11 protein-coding genes are annotated in these 16,419 nt (G+C 69.8%); 6 read left to right on the top strand and 5 right to left on the bottom strand.

Annotated elements, in window-relative coordinates; translation table 11 throughout:
- Positions 1–480: 480 nt before the first annotated feature.
- Complete coding sequence (locus ACFWUQ_RS18415; RefSeq protein ID WP_384538959.1) at positions 481–7,368, top strand: ricin-type beta-trefoil lectin domain protein; 6,888 nt, start codon at positions 481–483, stop codon at positions 7,366–7,368.
- Entirely contained in the window at positions 7,365–7,862 is a 498-nt protein-coding gene (locus tag ACFWUQ_RS18410) for a hypothetical protein (protein WP_384538958.1), read from the top strand. The genes ACFWUQ_RS18415 and ACFWUQ_RS18410 overlap by 4 nt, the downstream gene beginning before the upstream one ends.
- A gap of 93 nt (positions 7,863–7,955) precedes the next feature.
- Here ACFWUQ_RS18410 and ACFWUQ_RS18405 read toward each other — a convergent pair whose 3' ends face one another.
- Both ACFWUQ_RS18405 and ACFWUQ_RS18400 read right to left on the bottom strand, forming a co-directional pair.
- Entirely contained in the window at positions 7,956–9,530 is a 1,575-nt protein-coding gene (locus ACFWUQ_RS18405) for an alpha/beta fold hydrolase (RefSeq protein ID WP_384538956.1), read from the bottom strand.
- Positions 9,531–9,542: 12 nt separating this feature from the next.
- On the bottom strand, positions 9,543–11,120 hold the full coding sequence (locus ACFWUQ_RS18400) for an alpha/beta fold hydrolase (protein WP_384538955.1): 1,578 nt from the start codon (positions 11,118–11,120) through the stop codon (positions 9,543–9,545).
- Between the two features lie 256 nt (positions 11,121–11,376).
- Here ACFWUQ_RS18400 and ACFWUQ_RS18395 point away from each other — a divergent pair, with 256 nt between their 5' ends.
- Positions 11,377–12,267: a DUF4436 family protein gene (locus tag ACFWUQ_RS18395; protein ID WP_384538953.1), complete on the top strand. Its 891-nt coding sequence runs from the start codon at positions 11,377–11,379 to the stop codon at positions 12,265–12,267.
- A gap of 31 nt (positions 12,268–12,298) precedes the next feature.
- Here ACFWUQ_RS18395 and ACFWUQ_RS18390 read toward each other — a convergent pair whose 3' ends face one another.
- Entirely contained in the window at positions 12,299–12,718 is a 420-nt protein-coding gene (locus tag ACFWUQ_RS18390; RefSeq protein ID WP_384538952.1) for an arsenate reductase ArsC, read from the bottom strand.
- A 137-nt stretch (positions 12,719–12,855) separates the two neighbouring features.
- Between ACFWUQ_RS18390 and ACFWUQ_RS18385 the strand changes: the two genes are divergently transcribed.
- Both ACFWUQ_RS18385 and ACFWUQ_RS18380 read left to right on the top strand, forming a co-directional pair.
- Positions 12,856–13,170 carry an ArsR/SmtB family transcription factor gene (locus tag ACFWUQ_RS18385; protein ID WP_384538951.1) on the top strand — a complete coding sequence of 105 codons (315 nt, stop codon included), beginning with the start codon at positions 12,856–12,858 and terminating at the stop codon, positions 13,168–13,170.
- A 37-nt stretch (positions 13,171–13,207) separates the two neighbouring features.
- Positions 13,208–14,002, top strand: coding sequence for an aquaporin (locus ACFWUQ_RS18380; RefSeq protein WP_384538949.1), 795 nt, complete (start codon positions 13,208–13,210; stop codon positions 14,000–14,002).
- Between the two features lie 33 nt (positions 14,003–14,035).
- Here ACFWUQ_RS18380 and ACFWUQ_RS18375 read toward each other — a convergent pair whose 3' ends face one another.
- Entirely contained in the window at positions 14,036–14,530 is a 495-nt protein-coding gene (locus ACFWUQ_RS18375) for a GNAT family N-acetyltransferase (RefSeq protein WP_384538947.1), read from the bottom strand.
- A complete protein-coding gene (locus ACFWUQ_RS18370; protein WP_384538945.1) occupies positions 14,527–14,892 on the bottom strand; it encodes an ArsR/SmtB family transcription factor in 366 nt (121 codons plus the stop codon). Before ACFWUQ_RS18370 ends, ACFWUQ_RS18375 begins: the two co-directional genes overlap by 4 nt.
- 115 nt (positions 14,893–15,007) lie before the next feature.
- On the opposite strand from ACFWUQ_RS18370, the gene ACFWUQ_RS18365 reads away from it, so the two are divergent.
- On the top strand, positions 15,008–16,360 hold the full coding sequence (locus ACFWUQ_RS18365) for an FAD-dependent oxidoreductase (RefSeq protein ID WP_384538944.1): 1,353 nt from the start codon (positions 15,008–15,010) through the stop codon (positions 16,358–16,360).
- Positions 16,361–16,419: the final 59 nt, after the last annotated feature.

The following is a 16,419-nucleotide window of genomic DNA, read 5'->3' as shown; positions in this document are numbered from 1 at the left end:
GTTGGCAGTCATGTCTTCTGTTCTCTCCCCCCGCGGGCACACACTTCCAAAGCCCTCGGTACTCACTCGTGATTCGGCCCATCGGGGCCCAGGAGGTGAAGGGTCCACTCCCCGCTCACCTGTCACGCGATGAACGCGCGAGCTGAGCATGAGCTATTTCGCGCCGATCGTCACGCCTCAAGGCACACCTCCCAGCCACTTCCGCCGACGCATATGGGGAGATTGCCCCAGTGTGTGCGGACCGTAAGGTGATTAAGCCCACACGGGGATTTTGAAAGTGGCGCACAGGTCGCGACGAACCACAGAATCACCTGGCTAGTTGTCAGTTTCCTGCCAGTGGCGCGTCTTTGACGCGGTGGCAGAACGTGGGGGGTTCACATGTCGCCGTTGTCGGCCGGCAGTCTTCGCCTGCCCGGAATCAGGAAGGTCCGTGCGAGACGCATGGGCCTTGCCGGGCGCACAGGCATCACTGTCTCCGTGATGCTGGTCGCATCTCTCCTGCCCAATCAAGCGTGGGCAGCACCGCCCGGAGACCGAACCGGCGTCCAACTGCCGGAGCTCCAGGAGGACATCAAGGCCAAACTCGACAAGGTCGAGGCAGCCAAGCTGGAAGGCTGGTCCGGGGCGCCGCTGCAGCCTCCGGCCGAGTTCGAGCCGTCGAAGGTCACGCCGCCGGTGGGCGGCTCGGCGAACGTCGCACTCAGCGGCGAGCAGCTGATCCAGGCCGGCACGCTGCCGGTGAGCATCGGCAAGGCGTCGCCGACCGAGTCCAACCCCACTCCGCCCGCCCCGTCGGGTACGTGGGCCGTGGCGGTCGAGTCGCGTACCGCCACCGAGGCGGTCAGCATCGACGGCGCGATCATCAAGGTCACGCCGCCGGCCGAGGGCTCGACCCCGGTCGACGTGCAGCTCGACTACAAGCAGTTCGAGGACCTCTACGGCACCGAGTGGGCCACCCGGCTGGAGATCAAGCAGCTCCCCGAGTGCTTCCTCACCACCCCGCATCTGCCCGAGTGCACCACGGCCAAGGACGTACCCAGCACCAACGATCTGGCCACCCGCACCGTCCGCGCCACCGTCGACCCGGCCACTGCGCCCGGTCAGGGCCTGCGCACCATGGCCCTCACCGGCGGCGGCGGGCCGACGGTCCTCGCCGCCACGGATTCCGCCTCCGGCGCGGGCGGCACGTACAAGGCGACCTCGCTGGCCAACACGGGTAGCTGGGCCGCGGGCGGCAGCAGCGGCGGCTTCTCCTGGACCCATCCGCTGAGCGTGCCGGCCTCCCCGGCAGGGCCGGCGCCGCAGATCGCCCTCGCCTACTCCTCGCAGGCCGTGGACGGCAAGACGTCCGCGACCAACAGCCAGGCCTCGTGGATCGGCGACGGCTGGGAGTACGAGCCCGGGTTCATCGAGCGCCGCTACCGGTCGTGCAACGACGACCGCGGCGCCGTCCCGAGCAAGCCGAACAACGACAACGCCACGGACAAGAAGAAGGGCGACCTCTGCTGGGCCGGCGACAGCGTCGTGATGTCGCTCGGCGGCTCGACGGTCGAGCTCGTCCACGACGTGGCGAGCGGCCGGTGGATCCCTGCCCGGGACGACGGTTCGCGCGTCGAGCGGAAGACGGACGCCGGCGTCACCAACGGCGCGAAGGACGGCGAGTACTGGGTCGTCACCACCCGCAACGGAACCCGCTACTTCTTCGGCCGCCACGACGTCGACGGCGCCGGTAGCCGGCAGGTGACCGACTCCGTCCTCACCGTCCCAGTGTTCGGCAACCACCCCGGCGAGCCGTGCCATCAGAGCACGTACGCGGCGTCCTCCTGCGCCCAGGCCTGGCGGTGGAACCTCGACTACGTCGAGGACGTCCACGGCAACGCGATGGTCATCGACTGGGCCAAGGAGACCAACCACTACGCCAAGAACGAGAAGTTCAAGGAGAAGGTCGCCTACCACCGTGGCGGCCACCCCACCCAGATCCTCTACGGCCTGCGTGCGGACAACCTCTCCGGTGCCCCGGCCGCCAAGGTCCAGTTCACTGTCGACGAGCGCTGCATCAAGGAAGGCTCCGCCAAGTGCACCGACACCGAGTTCGACTCCAAGAACTACGGTGACAAGCAGCCCTGGTGGGACACTCCGTCCACGCTGCACTGCAAGGTGGACGCGAAGGACTGCTACGTCGGCGCGCCGACGTTCTGGACCCGCAAGCGACTGACTGCCGTCACCACCTACGGCCAGCGCACCAAGGGCTCGACGGCACTGTCCAAAATCGACCAGTGGTCGCTGACCCAGTCGTTCCCGAAGCAGCGCACCGACACGCACCCGCCACTGTGGCTGGAGTCGATCACGCGCACCGGCTACGGGACGGAGCGGGACACCAACGGCAACCAGGTCGGCATCACCCTGCCGCCGGTGTCCTTCCTGGCGAATGTCCAGGACATGCCCAACCGTGTCGCGAAGAGCGCCAACGACGCGACCCCGGACTTCGACCGCCTCCGCGTGGAGACCGTCCGCAACGAGACCGGCGGCGAGACCTACGTCGACTACTCCGACCCCTGCCCGGTGGGCACCACCCATCCGAAGCCGGAGGAGAACACCGGCCGCTGCTTCCCCAACCACTGGTCGCCCGACCCGGAGCTGGAGAAGCCGCCGCTGGAGTGGTTCAACAAGTACGTCGTCGACAAGATCGTCGAGAAGGACCGCGTCGCCCGCCAGCCCGACGTCAACACCACCTACACCTACGAGGGCGGCGCCGCCTGGGCCAAGGACGACGACGCGTTCACCAAGCCCGAGCTGCGCACCTACAACCAGTGGCGCGGCTACGCATCCGTCGTGACGAAGCGCGGGGTGACCGCCAATGCGGGCAAGCCCGACGCCACGGAAGAATCCCAGAGCCGCACCCGGTACTTCCGCGGCATGTCCGGTGACGCCGGCCGCGCCAAGATAACCGTCAAGGACTCCACCGGTACGGAGGAGCTCGGCGAGGACCTCCTCCCGTACCAGGGCACACAGGCCGAGGTCATCCAGTACACCAAGGCCGATGGAGCGGTCGCCACGCGTGACCTCGTCTGGCCGTGGAGCCAGAAGACGGGTTCCCGTCCCCGAGACGGCACCACGGCGCTTGAGTCCTACCGCACCAGCAGCTCGCGCACCGACAAGATCGAGGCGATCAGCACCGGTACGACCCGTACGGTGCGCTCCCGCGTCACCTTCGACACCTCTGACGGGCTGGTCCTCAACAGCCAGCGCGAGGTCATCGCGCCCAACGGCAGCGGCGGATGGGCCACCACGGACCAGACGTGTACGTCGATGACCTATGTCCACAACACCGCCAAACACCTGATCGGTCTTCCCCAGCGGGAGCGGACCACCTCCGGCGACTGCGCCCAGGCGAGCACCGGGGCGCTGATCTCGGACAGCCGTGTCTCCTACGACGCGCTGAACGCCTTCGGCACCGCACCCGTCAAGGGACTGCCCCGGCAGGTCGACAGCAATGACGCGGCCGGTACCGGCTGGGTCACCGCGCAGCGCACCGAGTACGACGCGCTCGGCCGTCCCGTCACGTCCGTCAACCCCGCGGGTCACACGACCAGCGTTTCCTTCGCTCCGGCCACCGGCTCCCCGTTCACCCTCACGATGACCAATGCCGCGGGCCACACGGTCACCACCTCGGTGGATCCCGGGCGTGGCACCGCGCTGGAGAGCACCGACCCCAACGGCCGTAAGGTCACCCAGGGATACGACGCGCTGGGCCGCGCCACCGCCGTGTGGACGGCTTCGCAGAACCCGGCCACCGACAAGGCCCGGCAGACGTTCGAGTACCAGATCGCCGAACACACGGCGCCGACCGTCGTCTCCCGCTCGCTGCGTGACAACGGCACGTACCGGAGTTCCGTCGAGATCTACGACGGCCTCATGCGCCCGCGCCAGACGCAGGCCGAGGCGCTGGGTGGCGGCCGCATCGTCTCCGACACGCTGTACAGCGCGAACGGCACGGTCAGCCAGACCAACAACGGCTACTTCGCCGAGGGTGAGCCGGACACGAAGATCTTCGTGCCGGAGACCGTGTTCCACGTCCCCAACTCGACGAAGGCCGCCTTCGACGGTCTCGGCCGGGTTGTGCGCTCCACCACCCTCTTCGAGGACGTGGCCCAGCACTCGACCGTCACGCGCTACGAGGGCGACTGGACCCTGACCCGCACGGGGATGTCGGCCGACGGCTCGGCCCCCCTCAAGGGCAGCCGCGCGTCCAAGACCTGGACGGACGCCTCGGGTCGCACCTCGCTGATCCAGCACTACACCGCGGCCGACCTCACGACGTGGAACAACACGACGTACGAGTACGACGTGCGCGGGCAGCTGGCCAAGGTCGCCGACCCCGTCGGCAATAAGTGGACGTACTCCTACGACGGCCGCGGCCGGATGACCGGTGTGGAGGACCCGGACACGGGCAAGGCCCAGTACGGATACAACGACCTCGACCAGCAGGTGTGGACCGAGGACTCGGCCGGGCGCAAGACCTTCACCGAGTTCGACGTGCTCGGTCGTCGGACGGCCACCCGAGAGGACGCTGCCGACGGTCCGCTGGTGGCGACGTGGGCCTACGACACGCTGCCGGGTGCCAAGGGGCATCCGGTCTCCTCGACCCGCCACACCAACGGGCTCATCCTCACCTCGGAGTTCACCGGATACGACAAGGAGTACCGCCCCACCGGGAGCAAGGTCACCATCCCCGATGCCCCGGCCACCAAGGGCCTGGCGGGCATCTACGCCTACACCACCGCCTACACCCCCACGGGTCAGGTGCAGTCGACGACCGTGCCCGCCACCCCGGGCGGTCTCGCGGCCGAGAAGCTGATCAACCGCTACAACGGCGACGGCTCGCTGGTGACCAGGTCCGGCCTGTCCTGGTACACGGCCGACACGGTCTACAGCCCGTTCGGCGCCGTACTGCGCACGGCCTCGGGCAACGCCCCGAACCGGGTGTGGACCACCAGCAGCTTCGACCACAACACGGGGCGCCTCAAGGAGTCCATCAGCGACCGCGAGACGTCCGCTCCGAACCGCATCTCCGCCGTCTCCTACGCGTACGACGTCCTCGGCAACCCGACGTCCATCACGGACACCCAGCCGGGCGGGAAGATTGACCGGCAGTGCTTCGCCTACGACGCGATGGGGCAGCTGACGGAGGCGTGGACGGGCAAGACGGAGGCGTGCAGCGGACCGTCCGTGAACGACGTCACCGCCGGCCCGGATGGCGACGGCTACTGGCAGTCGTACCGGTTCGACAGCATCGGCAACCGCACCAAGCTCGTCGACCACGACCTGGTGAACCCGGCGCTCGACGACGAGACGACCTACGGCTACGGCGTCGAGACCTCGGTGGGCGGCCAGCCGCCGGTCAGGACCAAGCCGCACGCGCTCACGAGGACGGACAAGACGATCCGGACGGCGGGGGGCACCACCACCTCGCAGTCCTCGTACACCTACGACTCCACGGGCAACACCAAGACCCGAAAGATCGGCGCCGACACCCAGACCCTGGAATGGGACCGGCGCAACAAGCTCGTCTCCGCCAACAGCCCGGGCATCGGCGCCGTCGCGGTCACCGGCATGGCCGGCAAGTGCCTCGACGTCGCCGAGGGCTCCAACGCGGACGGCACCGCCGTCCAGCTGTACCCCTGCAACGAAACCCGTGCGCAGCAGTGGCGTCTGACCGGCGACACCGTCCGCGCTCTGGACAAGTGCCTGACCGCCGACGGCCTGTACGCCCGCCTGTCCACCTGTGACGGTAGCGCCAAACAGAAGTTCACCTACCGGGCCGGCGACAAGACGCTGTACAATGCGGCGGCCAACGCCTGCCTGACCGTTCCCAACGACAACCCCGCCGACGGCAACGACCTCCACATCTTCGCCTGCGCCACGAACGCGGTCGCGCAGCAGTGGACCTTCGCCGACAACACCACCACCTACATCCACGACGCCGAAGGCAACCGCCTCATCGAGGAGACCGGCTCCAGCCGGACGCTCTACCTCGGCGAAGCCGAGTTCACCGTCAACAAGGCCGGCCAGGCTGTCGACGCCATCCGCTACTACAGCGGCCCCGGCGGCGTCACCACCACCCGCCGGACCGGCGGCAAGAACACCGGCCACGTGCTGGCGGTCCTGCTAGCCGACCACCACAACACCGCCACCGTCGCGATCGCACAGAAGGCCGGCCAGGCGGTCTCCCGCCGCAAGTTCGACCCGTACGGCAACCAGCGCGGCGCCATGGCCACCAACTGGCCCGGCAGCCGCACCTTCCTCGGTTCCGGGAACGGCGACAGCAGCACGGGCCTGACCCACGTGGGCGCCCGCGAGTACGAGTCGGTCAACGGCCGCTTCATCAGCGCCGACCCGATCGTCGAGATCACCGACCCGCTCCAGATGAACGGGTACGCCTACGCGAACAACAACCCGGTCTTCCGGAGCGATCCCTCGGGACTCTGGAGCTGGGGCGGTATCAAGAAGGGCTTCACCGACGCGATCAAGGGGGCCTACCACGGAACCGTGGACTGGTTCTCGGAAACGAGGGAGGGCTGGAACCGGCTCACCGGGGACTGGGAGGAGGCCAATGCGATCAAACGCGATCGTGAGCGCTCGAACCCGCTGTTCAGTGCCACCGGCGCACTGAAGGACATCGCGGGCCCGCCCTCCAACAGTTACGCGTACAAGATCTCCTACCACGTCACCAAGGCGTTGATGCCCATCCTTCCGGGTGCGGGCATGGCGATGAACGCCGCTTCGAAGGGGGCCGCATTCGCGACCAAGGCACCCGCGGCTGTGAAGCAGGCCCCGCGTACCTGGTTCCCCAGCTCGAAGGTGACCCCCCGCGGAAACGGCAACAAGACATGGAAGCCGCCGGTCTCCGTCCTGCCGCCCGGGCCGACGGGGGACCTCGCCACGGATTTGAGCAAACTCCAGGACATGGTGCCCGGTTTCGCGCTCGACTTCGCCAGCGCGCCCAACAACTGGGTCAAGGCCAACATGAACAAGACCTACGTCGGGGGTATCAATACGCTGACCGGAGAGCGGGCGCTCGCCAGTTCCGGCGGCTTCGCGCCGGGTAGGTCGTACTGTGCCGAGGGCAACGTCGTACGCGCACTCGGTGGTGACGCCACCCATGTAGTCTTCACGAACGCCTACTCGGTCGCCAAGGATGAGGCAGGCAAGTTCGCCCTGTCACTCAAGCCGGTGTGTCCGAGGTGCCAGGCCGATTACTCTCCCGGCCAGTTCATCGAGGGCATCAAGCATGTAGGAACGAACCCGAAGACCAAGGAGAAGTCGCCCTGGGACTTCGGCAGGATTCTCTCGGACGGTGCGGAATGAAATCACTGGAACTGGTTCGGATCGAAGCGGGACTGCACGACTGGGCAGGCATGGAGTGTGGCTGCTCGGTCACCAGGACCATCTCAGCCGAGCACATTCCCGACATTCTCATCGGGCTGCTTGAGCAGAACCCCGGGAGGCTCAGTGACGAATGGGCTGAGAACCACGCCTACATCCAGTCGAACCTGATGGAGCCGGCCGTGGCGACGACACATCTCGTGGTCGCCGCCCTGGCCGGGCGTCCTCCTGTCGGAATGCGTCACGATCTGCTGCGGATCATGACCGCTCTGGTGTGCGGCGAGCAGGACGACATCGCCGATGCCTGTCTGGACGTGGCGCGTGAGGCCGCCTGGCTCCTCTACGAGGAGTTCGCGGCATTCGAGGCACCGGGTACTTCGGCCGTCGCCTACGACCTGCTCCGGATGATGGACGAGCAGTCCGAACGGCTGGCCGCGTACCACGCCGTCTACGGGGCGAGGCTGCCGCACCCGTGAGGTAGCGGCTGCTCATGTCCCACGGAGGTCCCCCGCTCGGTGAGTGGGGGGCCTCCGTCGTATACCCCGCCGCGTCATGTGGGCCAGGTGCCGTCACGGGGCTATCTCGAACTTCGGGGGCTTGAGGTCCCTGAGGCAGTCGGTGTTCGGGGCCGTGGGGGTGTCGAAGAACGAGACCGCGATGGATTGGGCGCACTTCGACGTCGCGAAGACCACGTGTGCTTCGTAGGGGATCGTGACGACGGTGGCGTTGGGCAGGGTGCGGGCCACGTACGGGCCGTTGGCCGCTGCGGTCTGGCCGTCGAACCCGCCCGAGAGTGCGAGGGTAGGGATGTCGCTCTTCGTGACGTCACGGATGGAGCGGGGCGCCGCGGGGATGTCCCAGACGTCGCAGTCCGGGCGGAGGAAGGTGAGCAGCGGGGCCTGGGCCTGTACCGACTCGGGGAACGACGGGTAGGCTTTCTTGCCTGCGGCCAGCGCTTCGGCCTGGGTCTCGTACGGGGTCCACTCGCTGCAGAAGACGCCGTAGACGAGACCGTGGGACAGCCGGCCGATGGCCTGGGGGCTGTACTTGCCGCTCGCCCACTGCTCGGCGATCCGCTGGGGTTTGCCGTTGGCCAGCTCGTCGAGGGCCGCGGGTACCTGGGGGGCCACGTGGGTGGCGGCGGTCATCCAGTTCACCAGGGCCCCGCCGTCCAGAACGACCTTCACCTGCTTCTCGCTGTCGGGGAGTGTGATCGTGGTGGTGACCGGCTCGGCTTCGAGTTCACGGACGAGCCGTTCGAAGGTGGCCGACAGGTTCGGATAGCGGCGGTTGCAGTCGGGCTGCTCCGCGCAGGCCTTGAACACGCCGTCGAAACCCTGTTTGGCGGCGCTCCATGTCACGGCCGAACCTCCGGTCGACGGCGGCAGGATGCCGTCGATGCCGACCGATCGGATTCCGTCGGGGTGCAGGCGCATGTAGACGAGCGCCAGCTGGGTGCCGTAGGAGATGCCGTACACGTTCCATTCCTTCAGGCCCAGCGTGGTGCGCAGGTCCGCGTAGTCGGCGGCGCTCTCGATGTCGTTGTAGGCGCTGAGGTCGGCCCCGCTCGCCGCCAGTTTCTCGCGGCAGGCCTTCGTGGCCGCGACGTGCTCGCGCTCGGTGGACGGTGCGTCGTAGACGAGTCCGGTCGCGCGCGCGTTGAACTCGTCGATGTTGCGGCAGGTGAGTGCCGGGTCGGCCGAGTACGTGCCGCGCTGGGACATGAGAATCACGTCGCGGTCGCGGTTCAGGCCGCCGCCGATCGCCATCTTCGCCTCCCCGACCGCGTCGTCGCCGGGTCCGCCGGCGAGCCACACGATCGGGTCGGGCTTCGGTTTGTCGGCCTCGGCCGGCACGATCGCGACACCGAGGGTGATCTTTCGGCTGCCCGGCTCCGCACGGTTCTCCGGCACGGTGAGCGTGCCGCAGCGGGCCCCTTCGAGCTCGGCGACCGGATCTGCCGTCTTCGGGCACGGGCCCGTCTCGAAGCGGGCGTCGCCCACGGTGCGGGCGACCGTGCCCGTCGCTCCTGGGGGCGTCTCCTCCTGCGCGCTCACCGGCGCCGCGAACAGCCCGGTGAGGAGCACCCCGGCCGCCGCTGCGGCCGACCCGGTGCGCAACCGTCGTACGTGTGACCGTGCCATCGTTCCTCCCCGTCACTTCGGGGTGATCGTGAACGGGTCCCACTTCAGCCCCGCCACGCAGCCGGTGTCGGGCGCGGTCGGGCGGGTGAGGAAGGACGCCAGTACCTTCTGGGCGCAGGGCGACTGCGGGACCACCCAGTGCCCGATACCGGGCACCTGCACCGTGGTCGAGTCGGACAGCGTACGGGCCGTCTTCGACGCCCAGCTGGCCCCGGTCTTCATGTCGAACGTCCCGTTGATGAAGAGGGTCGGTACCGCGCTCTCCGTCGCCACCCGCAGGGCGGCCGTGCGGTTCGGAACGTTCCAGATACGGCAGATCGGGTCCTGGAAGGCCAATTGCGGCGCCTGGGCCTGGACTGATTCCGGCCATTCGGGGAACGCTTCGCGGCCTGCCCGCAGTACATCGGACGGTGGGTGGTCCGGCGTCCATTCGCCGCACACCACCGACTGCGTCAAACCGTGGGCGGTCTGGCCGCCCACCTGGACCGAACCGGCGGCCCGGGCCTTGGCGAAGCGCTCGGGGTTCCCGCGGCTGAGTTCGTCGATGGCCGCCGGGACGTCGGCGAACGGGATCGCCTTGGCGACCAGCAGGTTGACCAGTGCGCCGCCGTCGAGGACGACCTTCACCGGGTCTCCGCCCTGCGACGGCCGGACGTTCAGTGTCAGGGGCCGCGCCTCCAGCTTGCGCACCTGCTCGTTCAGGGCGCGCTCCAGGTCCGGGTAGCGGCTCTTGCAACGGGGCTCGGACGCACAGGCCTTGTAAAGGTTGTCGAGCCCCTCCTTGGCGTTGGCCCAGGCGAACGGCAGGGAGACGTACTGTGCGGGGGCGGCCGAGTCGAGCGCCACCGCGCGGATTCCCTGCGGGTGCAGGCGCAAATAGGTGAGGGCCAGGTTGCTGCCGTAGGAGTGGCCGTAGACGTTCCACTGCTTGATGTCCAGTGCCGTGCGCAGGTCGGCGAAGTCGGCCGCGTTCTCGACGCTGTTGTAGGCACTCAGGTCGGTCCCGTCGGCTGTCAGGCGGTCCCGGCACTGCTTCGCCGCGTCGACCATGAGCTTTTCCGTCTGCGGAGCGTAGGAGGGGAGCCCCACCGACTGGGCGTAGAAGCGGTCCAGCTCCGGGCAGGCGAGGTGGGGGGTGTCGTAGAGATTGCCGCGCTGGGCCATGACGATCAGTTCGCGGTCCCGGTTCAGGCCGGCCGAGACCAGGAACGGGATGTCGTCGAACACCTCGCCACCCGGGCCGCCCGCCATGAACACCACGGGGTCCGGGGCGGGCTTCGCCGAGACGGGCGGGATGACCGCCACGGCCAGGCTGATCGTCCGGCCGCCGGGGCGGGCACGGTTCTCGGGGACCTCCAGGACGCCGCACCGGGCGGTGGCCAGTGCTTCGATCGGCTCCGGAGGCTCGGGGCAGGGACCCGGCACGAACCGCGACGCGGCGGCCGTGCCGGGCGCCGTGCCGGACCCGTTGAGATCAGCCGTGTCGGAGTGCGGTGGTGCGGCACCCGCCGCCGTCGGACCGAGGGCTGCGAGGAGGGCCAGAGCGGCCCCGGCAGCCGGCGCACCGATGTGGAATCTGTGCTCTGACATGTGATCTCGTTCCTCTGCCGATCGACGGCTGTACCGTCGGGCGGTGCCACGGCGGTGTGGGCGGAACGCACGTGATCAACGCTACCGGGTGGTCAGAGGACGCGCACTCCGACGACGCGCGACATGAGGCCGGCCAGCCAGCCGGCGGCGACACGCCCCGCCCGGATGCGGCGGATCTCCGCCCGGGTCGAGGAGGATCGCACCGCGGCCACAGCCCCGGCCGGACGAGCCCCTTCCCCATCTCGCCGGAGTCACCATGGCCCCACCCTGGGACCCACCTCGCGCACGCCGTTCCGGGCCGTCGATGCTGCCGGTCCTGATCCCCATCGCGGTCCTGATCGTGGTGGCGGTGTCTGTGGGATCGTGGCTGCAATTCACCGAGCGGCAGGCGATCGACACGGTTCATACGCTCGGTTCCACGGCACCCGACCGGGTGGACGTCGAGGCCAACGTCCAACGCGTCGACGCCGCGTCCAGAGAGCTGGTACTCAGGGTCAGGGTCATCCCGCGCGGGACCCTCGGCGAGGAGGACGGGACTGCCCCGGTGGCCGATCTCAGCCTCCAGACCTCCCATGCCACCCTCGGTGACTTGGTGTTCCAGGCACACGAGCGGATCGCGCCCAAGGACCTGCAGGTCGCGGTCTCCGATGGTTCGATCAGCGACTACCCGTTCGACTCCTACGAGACCGACATGGGGTTCTGGGCAGTACTGGGCGGCAAGGAGGTGCCGGTGCGGCTGCTGCTCTCCAACAGCGACACGCTCTTCTCGGTCTCCACGACACCTGCGGCGCCACGGGAAGAGGCCGTCGTGGGGGTGAAGCTGGTCCGATCGGGCAGCCTGCTCGTTTTCGCGACCTTCATGATGATCGTGATGTGGGCGCTGGCCGCGTCCGTGCTCCTCGGCACCTGGTACCTGACGACCCGCCGTCAGGGCCTGGTCTGGCCCGCCCTCTCATGGATGGCCGCCACGCTCTTCGCTCTGGCGGCGTTCCGCAACACCGCTCCCGGCACGCCCCCGATCGGCTGCGTGCTGGACTGGTTCGCCTTCCTGTGGGCCGAGACCGTCATCGCCCTCTGTTTGATCGCCGTGGTCGGCACCGGTGTCCGCACCGCCCTCCAGGCAGACGCCGACACCCGCCCCACCTGACGTCGCCGGCGGCGGCCGCGATGGTGGGGGATCAGGCCCGCTTCTTGGCGTCGATCTCGGTGATGAGGCCCTCGATGAGGCCCTTGATCTCGTCGCGGATGGGGCGGACGGCCTCGACGCCCTGGCCGGCGGGGTCTTCCAACTGCCAGTCGAGGTAGGTCTTGCCGGGGAAGTAGGGGCAGGCGTCGCCGCAGCCCATCGTGATGATGTAGTCGGACGCCTGGGCGGCCTCGGGGGTGAGGACCCTCGGCTTCTGGTCGGAGATGTCGATGCCCAGCTCGGCCATCGCGGCCACCGCGGAGGGGTTGATCCGCTCCCCGGGCACGGAACCGGCGGAGCGCACCTCGACGCGGTCACCCGCGAGGTGGCGCAGGAACCCGGCCGCCATCTGGGAGCGGCCCGCGTTGTGGACGCAGACGAACAGGACGGAGGCGGCGGGAGCGGAGGGCATCTGTTCTTCCTTGGTGTGAGGCGACGACTGCGACGGGATGCGGGGGCGGGTGCCGGCGCGGTCCCGTTCGGACCGGAGGGGCCGTCCGGGTCAGCTCGGGCTGGTGTCAGGCCCGGCTGATGTGACAGTATCAGTCCATGATGACGTCAGTCGACACTGATCTGATTCGGGTTCTGGCCGACCCGCTCAGGCTCCGGATCGTGACCCTGCTCGCGCGCGAGACCCTCTGCACCACGCATCTCGTGGAGGAGACGGGGGCCAAGCAGACGAACCTCTCCAACCACCTGAAGGTGCTGCGCGAGGCCGGAGTCGTGGATACGGAGCCGTGCGGGCGGTACATCTACTACCGGCTGCGCCCGGAAGTCATCGAAGCCCTCGCCGGTCAGTTCGCCGACCTCGCCCTGACCGCGCGTGCCACCGCCGAAGCGAACCTCAAGCGGTCCTGCCCGTAGCCCGCTGTCTGCCTCACCTGCCCGAGGAGATCCTGTCTTGACCGCCACCGAGCCCGCCGGCGCCGCCCCCGCGGCGGATACCGCCATAGCCGCCGACGCGCCCCAGCCCGCACCCGGCGCGACCCCGCCCCGTACCCCGCTGATCGCCCGCGCCGCCGCCGAGCTGGTGGGCACCGCCGCACTCGTGGCGATCGTCGTCGGCTCCGGCATCCAGGCCACCGACCTCACCGACGACGTCGCGCTCCAACTGCTGGCCAACTCCACCGCGACGGTCTTCGGCCTCGGCGTCCTGATCGCTCTTCTCGGCCCGGTCTCCGGTGCCCACTTCAACCCGGCCGTGACCCTGGCCGAGTGGTGGACCGCCCGCCGCGGCGGCGCCGGCGTCACCGCCCGCGAGCTGGCCGTGTACGTGCCCTCCCAGGTCGCCGGCGCGATCGCGGGCGCGATCCTGGCGGACGCGATGTTCGGCGAGCCGCTGGTGGCGTGGTCCACCCACGACCGCTCCGCCGGGAACCTGCTGCTGGGCGAGGTCGTGGCGACCGCGGGCCTGATCCTGCTGATCTTCGGGCTGGCCCGCACCGACCGGCTGCGGTTCGCTCCCGTCGCCGTGGCTTCGTACATCGGCGCCGCGTACTGGTTCACCTCGTCCACCTCGTTCGCCAACCCGGCGGTGACCATCGGACGCGCCTTCACCGACACCTTCGCCGGTATCGCCCCGGCCTCGGTGCCCGGCTTCATCGGCATGCAGCTGATCGGCGTCGTGCTGGGCCTGGCCCTGGTGGCGGTCGTCTTCATGCGAGGCGGGACCGAACCGGACCAGCCCGCCGCATGAAGCGGCGCGGCGCCGCGTACCCCGGAAGAACGGTCAGGTGATACGGGGGCTGCGCCGCTCCAGCAGGACGACGTCGCGCCACACGCCGTGGTGGCGGCCGACGCGCTCGCGGGTGCCGATGACCCGGAAGCCCGCGCGGTCGTGGACGGCGAGGCTGGCGGCGTTCTCGGGGAAGATACCGGACTGGATCGTCCAGACGCCCGCGGCCTCGGTCGACTCGACCAGCGCCGCGAGGAGCCGCTGGGCGACGCCCCTGCCGCGGGCGTCCGGGTGCACGTAGACGGAGTGCTCGACGACGCCGGCGTAGGCGCAGCGGTCGGAGACCCGGGTGGCGGCCACCCAGCCGAGCAGCTCGCCGTCGGCGCCGAGTGCGGCGAAGCGGTGCTCGGGCAGCTTCGCCGCGTCGAACTCCTCCCAGGTCGGAGCGGCGGTCTCGAAGGTGGCGTTGCCCTCCTCGATGCCCGCCCGGTAGATCGCCAGGACCTCGTCCGCGTGCGCCCGGGTCAGCGGCGCAACGGTGACGCTCATGCGGCTGCCGCCCGTGTCAGCAGGAGGCCCATGGCGGCCAGTACGGCCGGTTCGACCCGGTAGTACACCCAGGTGCCGCGCCGTTCGGAGGAGAGCAGGCCGGCGTCCTTGAGCTTCTTCAGGTGGTGGGAGACCGTCGGCTGCGAGACACCCACGTCGGAGATGTCGCACACGCACGCCTCGCCGCCCTCGTGCGAGGCGATGGCGGAGAACAGGCGCAGGCGCACCGGATCGCCCAGGGCCTTGAACATGACCGCGGTCCGCTCGGCCTCGGCGGCCGTCAGCGGGCGCTCGGTCAGGGGCGGGCAGCACGCGGCCACGGCCTCGGGCTCCAGCAGCGGCAACACCTTCGTAGGGGGCATGCCCCCATCATCCGATGAAGTTCGACGGATGTCTATGTTGACGGACGTCGATATGTGGTGCCACTCTTGAGGCGTCAGGACATCGACAGACGTCGAATCAACTGGGGAGTCCGCCGTGAACGCATCCACCGAAGCCCTGCCCGTCGTGGTGATCGGCGCCGGCCCGGTCGGCCTCGCCGCCGCCGCCCACCTCACCGAACGCGGCATCGACCCCCTGGTCCTGGAGGCCGGACCGGCCGCCGCCGGCGCGGTGCGAGCCTGGGGCCACGTACGCCTCTTCTCCACCTGGTCCGAGGTCGTGGACCCGGCCGCCGAGAAGCTCCTCGCCCCCACCGGATGGACCGCCCCCGACGGCGCGACCTACCCCTCCGGCGCCGACTGGGCCGAGCGGTACCTCCAGCCGCTCGCCGACGTCCTCGGCGACAAGGTCCGCTACGGCGCCACGGTGACAGGGGTCTCCCGCCTCGGCCGCGACCGGATCGTCGACGCCGACCGCGAGCGCCAGCCCTTCACCGTCAGCGTCCTCAACGCCGACGGCACCGAGCGGCGCATCACCGCCCGCGCCGTCATCGACGCCTCCGGCACCTGGTCCACCCCCGGCCCCATCGGCGCCGACGGTCTCCCCGCCCTCGGTGAGAGGGCCGCCGCCGACCGGATCTCCTACCGGATCCCGGACCTCAAGGACCCGGCCGTCCGCGCCCGTTACGCGGGCAAGCGCACCGCCGTCATCGGCTCCGGCGCCTCCGCCTTCACGGCCCTCGCCTCTCTGGCCGACCTCGCCGGGCAGGAGTCCGGCACCCACGCCGTGTGGATCCTGCGCCGCGGCATCAGCGGCTCCACCTTCGGCGGCGGCGCCGCCGACCAGCTCCCCGCCCGCGGCGCCCTCGGCCTCGCCGCCAAGGCCGCCGTCGACGACGGGCACGCCGACGCGGTCACCGGCTTCCGCACCTCCGCCATCGAGAAGGCCGCCGACCGGCTGGTCCTCGTCTCCGAGGACGGCCGTCGCCTGGACCCCGTGGACGAGGTCATCGTCCTCACCGGTCTGCGTCCCGACCTGTCCTTCCTGGACGAACTGCGTCTCGGCCTCGACGAGCGCCTCCAGGCCCCGCTGGAGCTCGCGCCGCTGATCGACCCGAACCAGCACTCGTGCGGCACCGTCTACCCCCACGGCGTGAACGAGCTCTCCCACCCGGAGAAGGACGTCTACCTCGTCGGCATGAAGTCCTACGGCCGGGCCCCGACCTTCCTCGCCATGACCGGCTACGAACAGGTCCGCTCCATCGCCGCGGCCCTGGCCGGCGACCGCGAGGCGGCCGAGCGCGTCGAGCTGACCCTCCCCGAGACGGGCGTGTGCGGCGGCGCCGGCCTCTTCGACCAGCCCCAGGCCGCCGAAGAGAGTGGCGGCGGCTGCTGCGCGGCCCCCGCCACGCTCACCGTCGGCGCCCCGGCCGCATCCGGCGGCTGCTGACCCGCGGTGGCCGACCTCCGAAGCAGCGGGGCCGCGACCGGAACGGGGGACCGGTCGGG

Source organism: Streptomyces sp. NPDC058662, assembly GCF_042716255.1.
In the GTDB taxonomy this organism is placed as follows: Bacteria; Actinomycetota; Actinomycetes; order Streptomycetales; family Streptomycetaceae; genus Streptomyces.
Note: the sequence above shows the minus strand (reverse complement) of the source record. Positions and strands in the feature narration are given on the sequence as shown.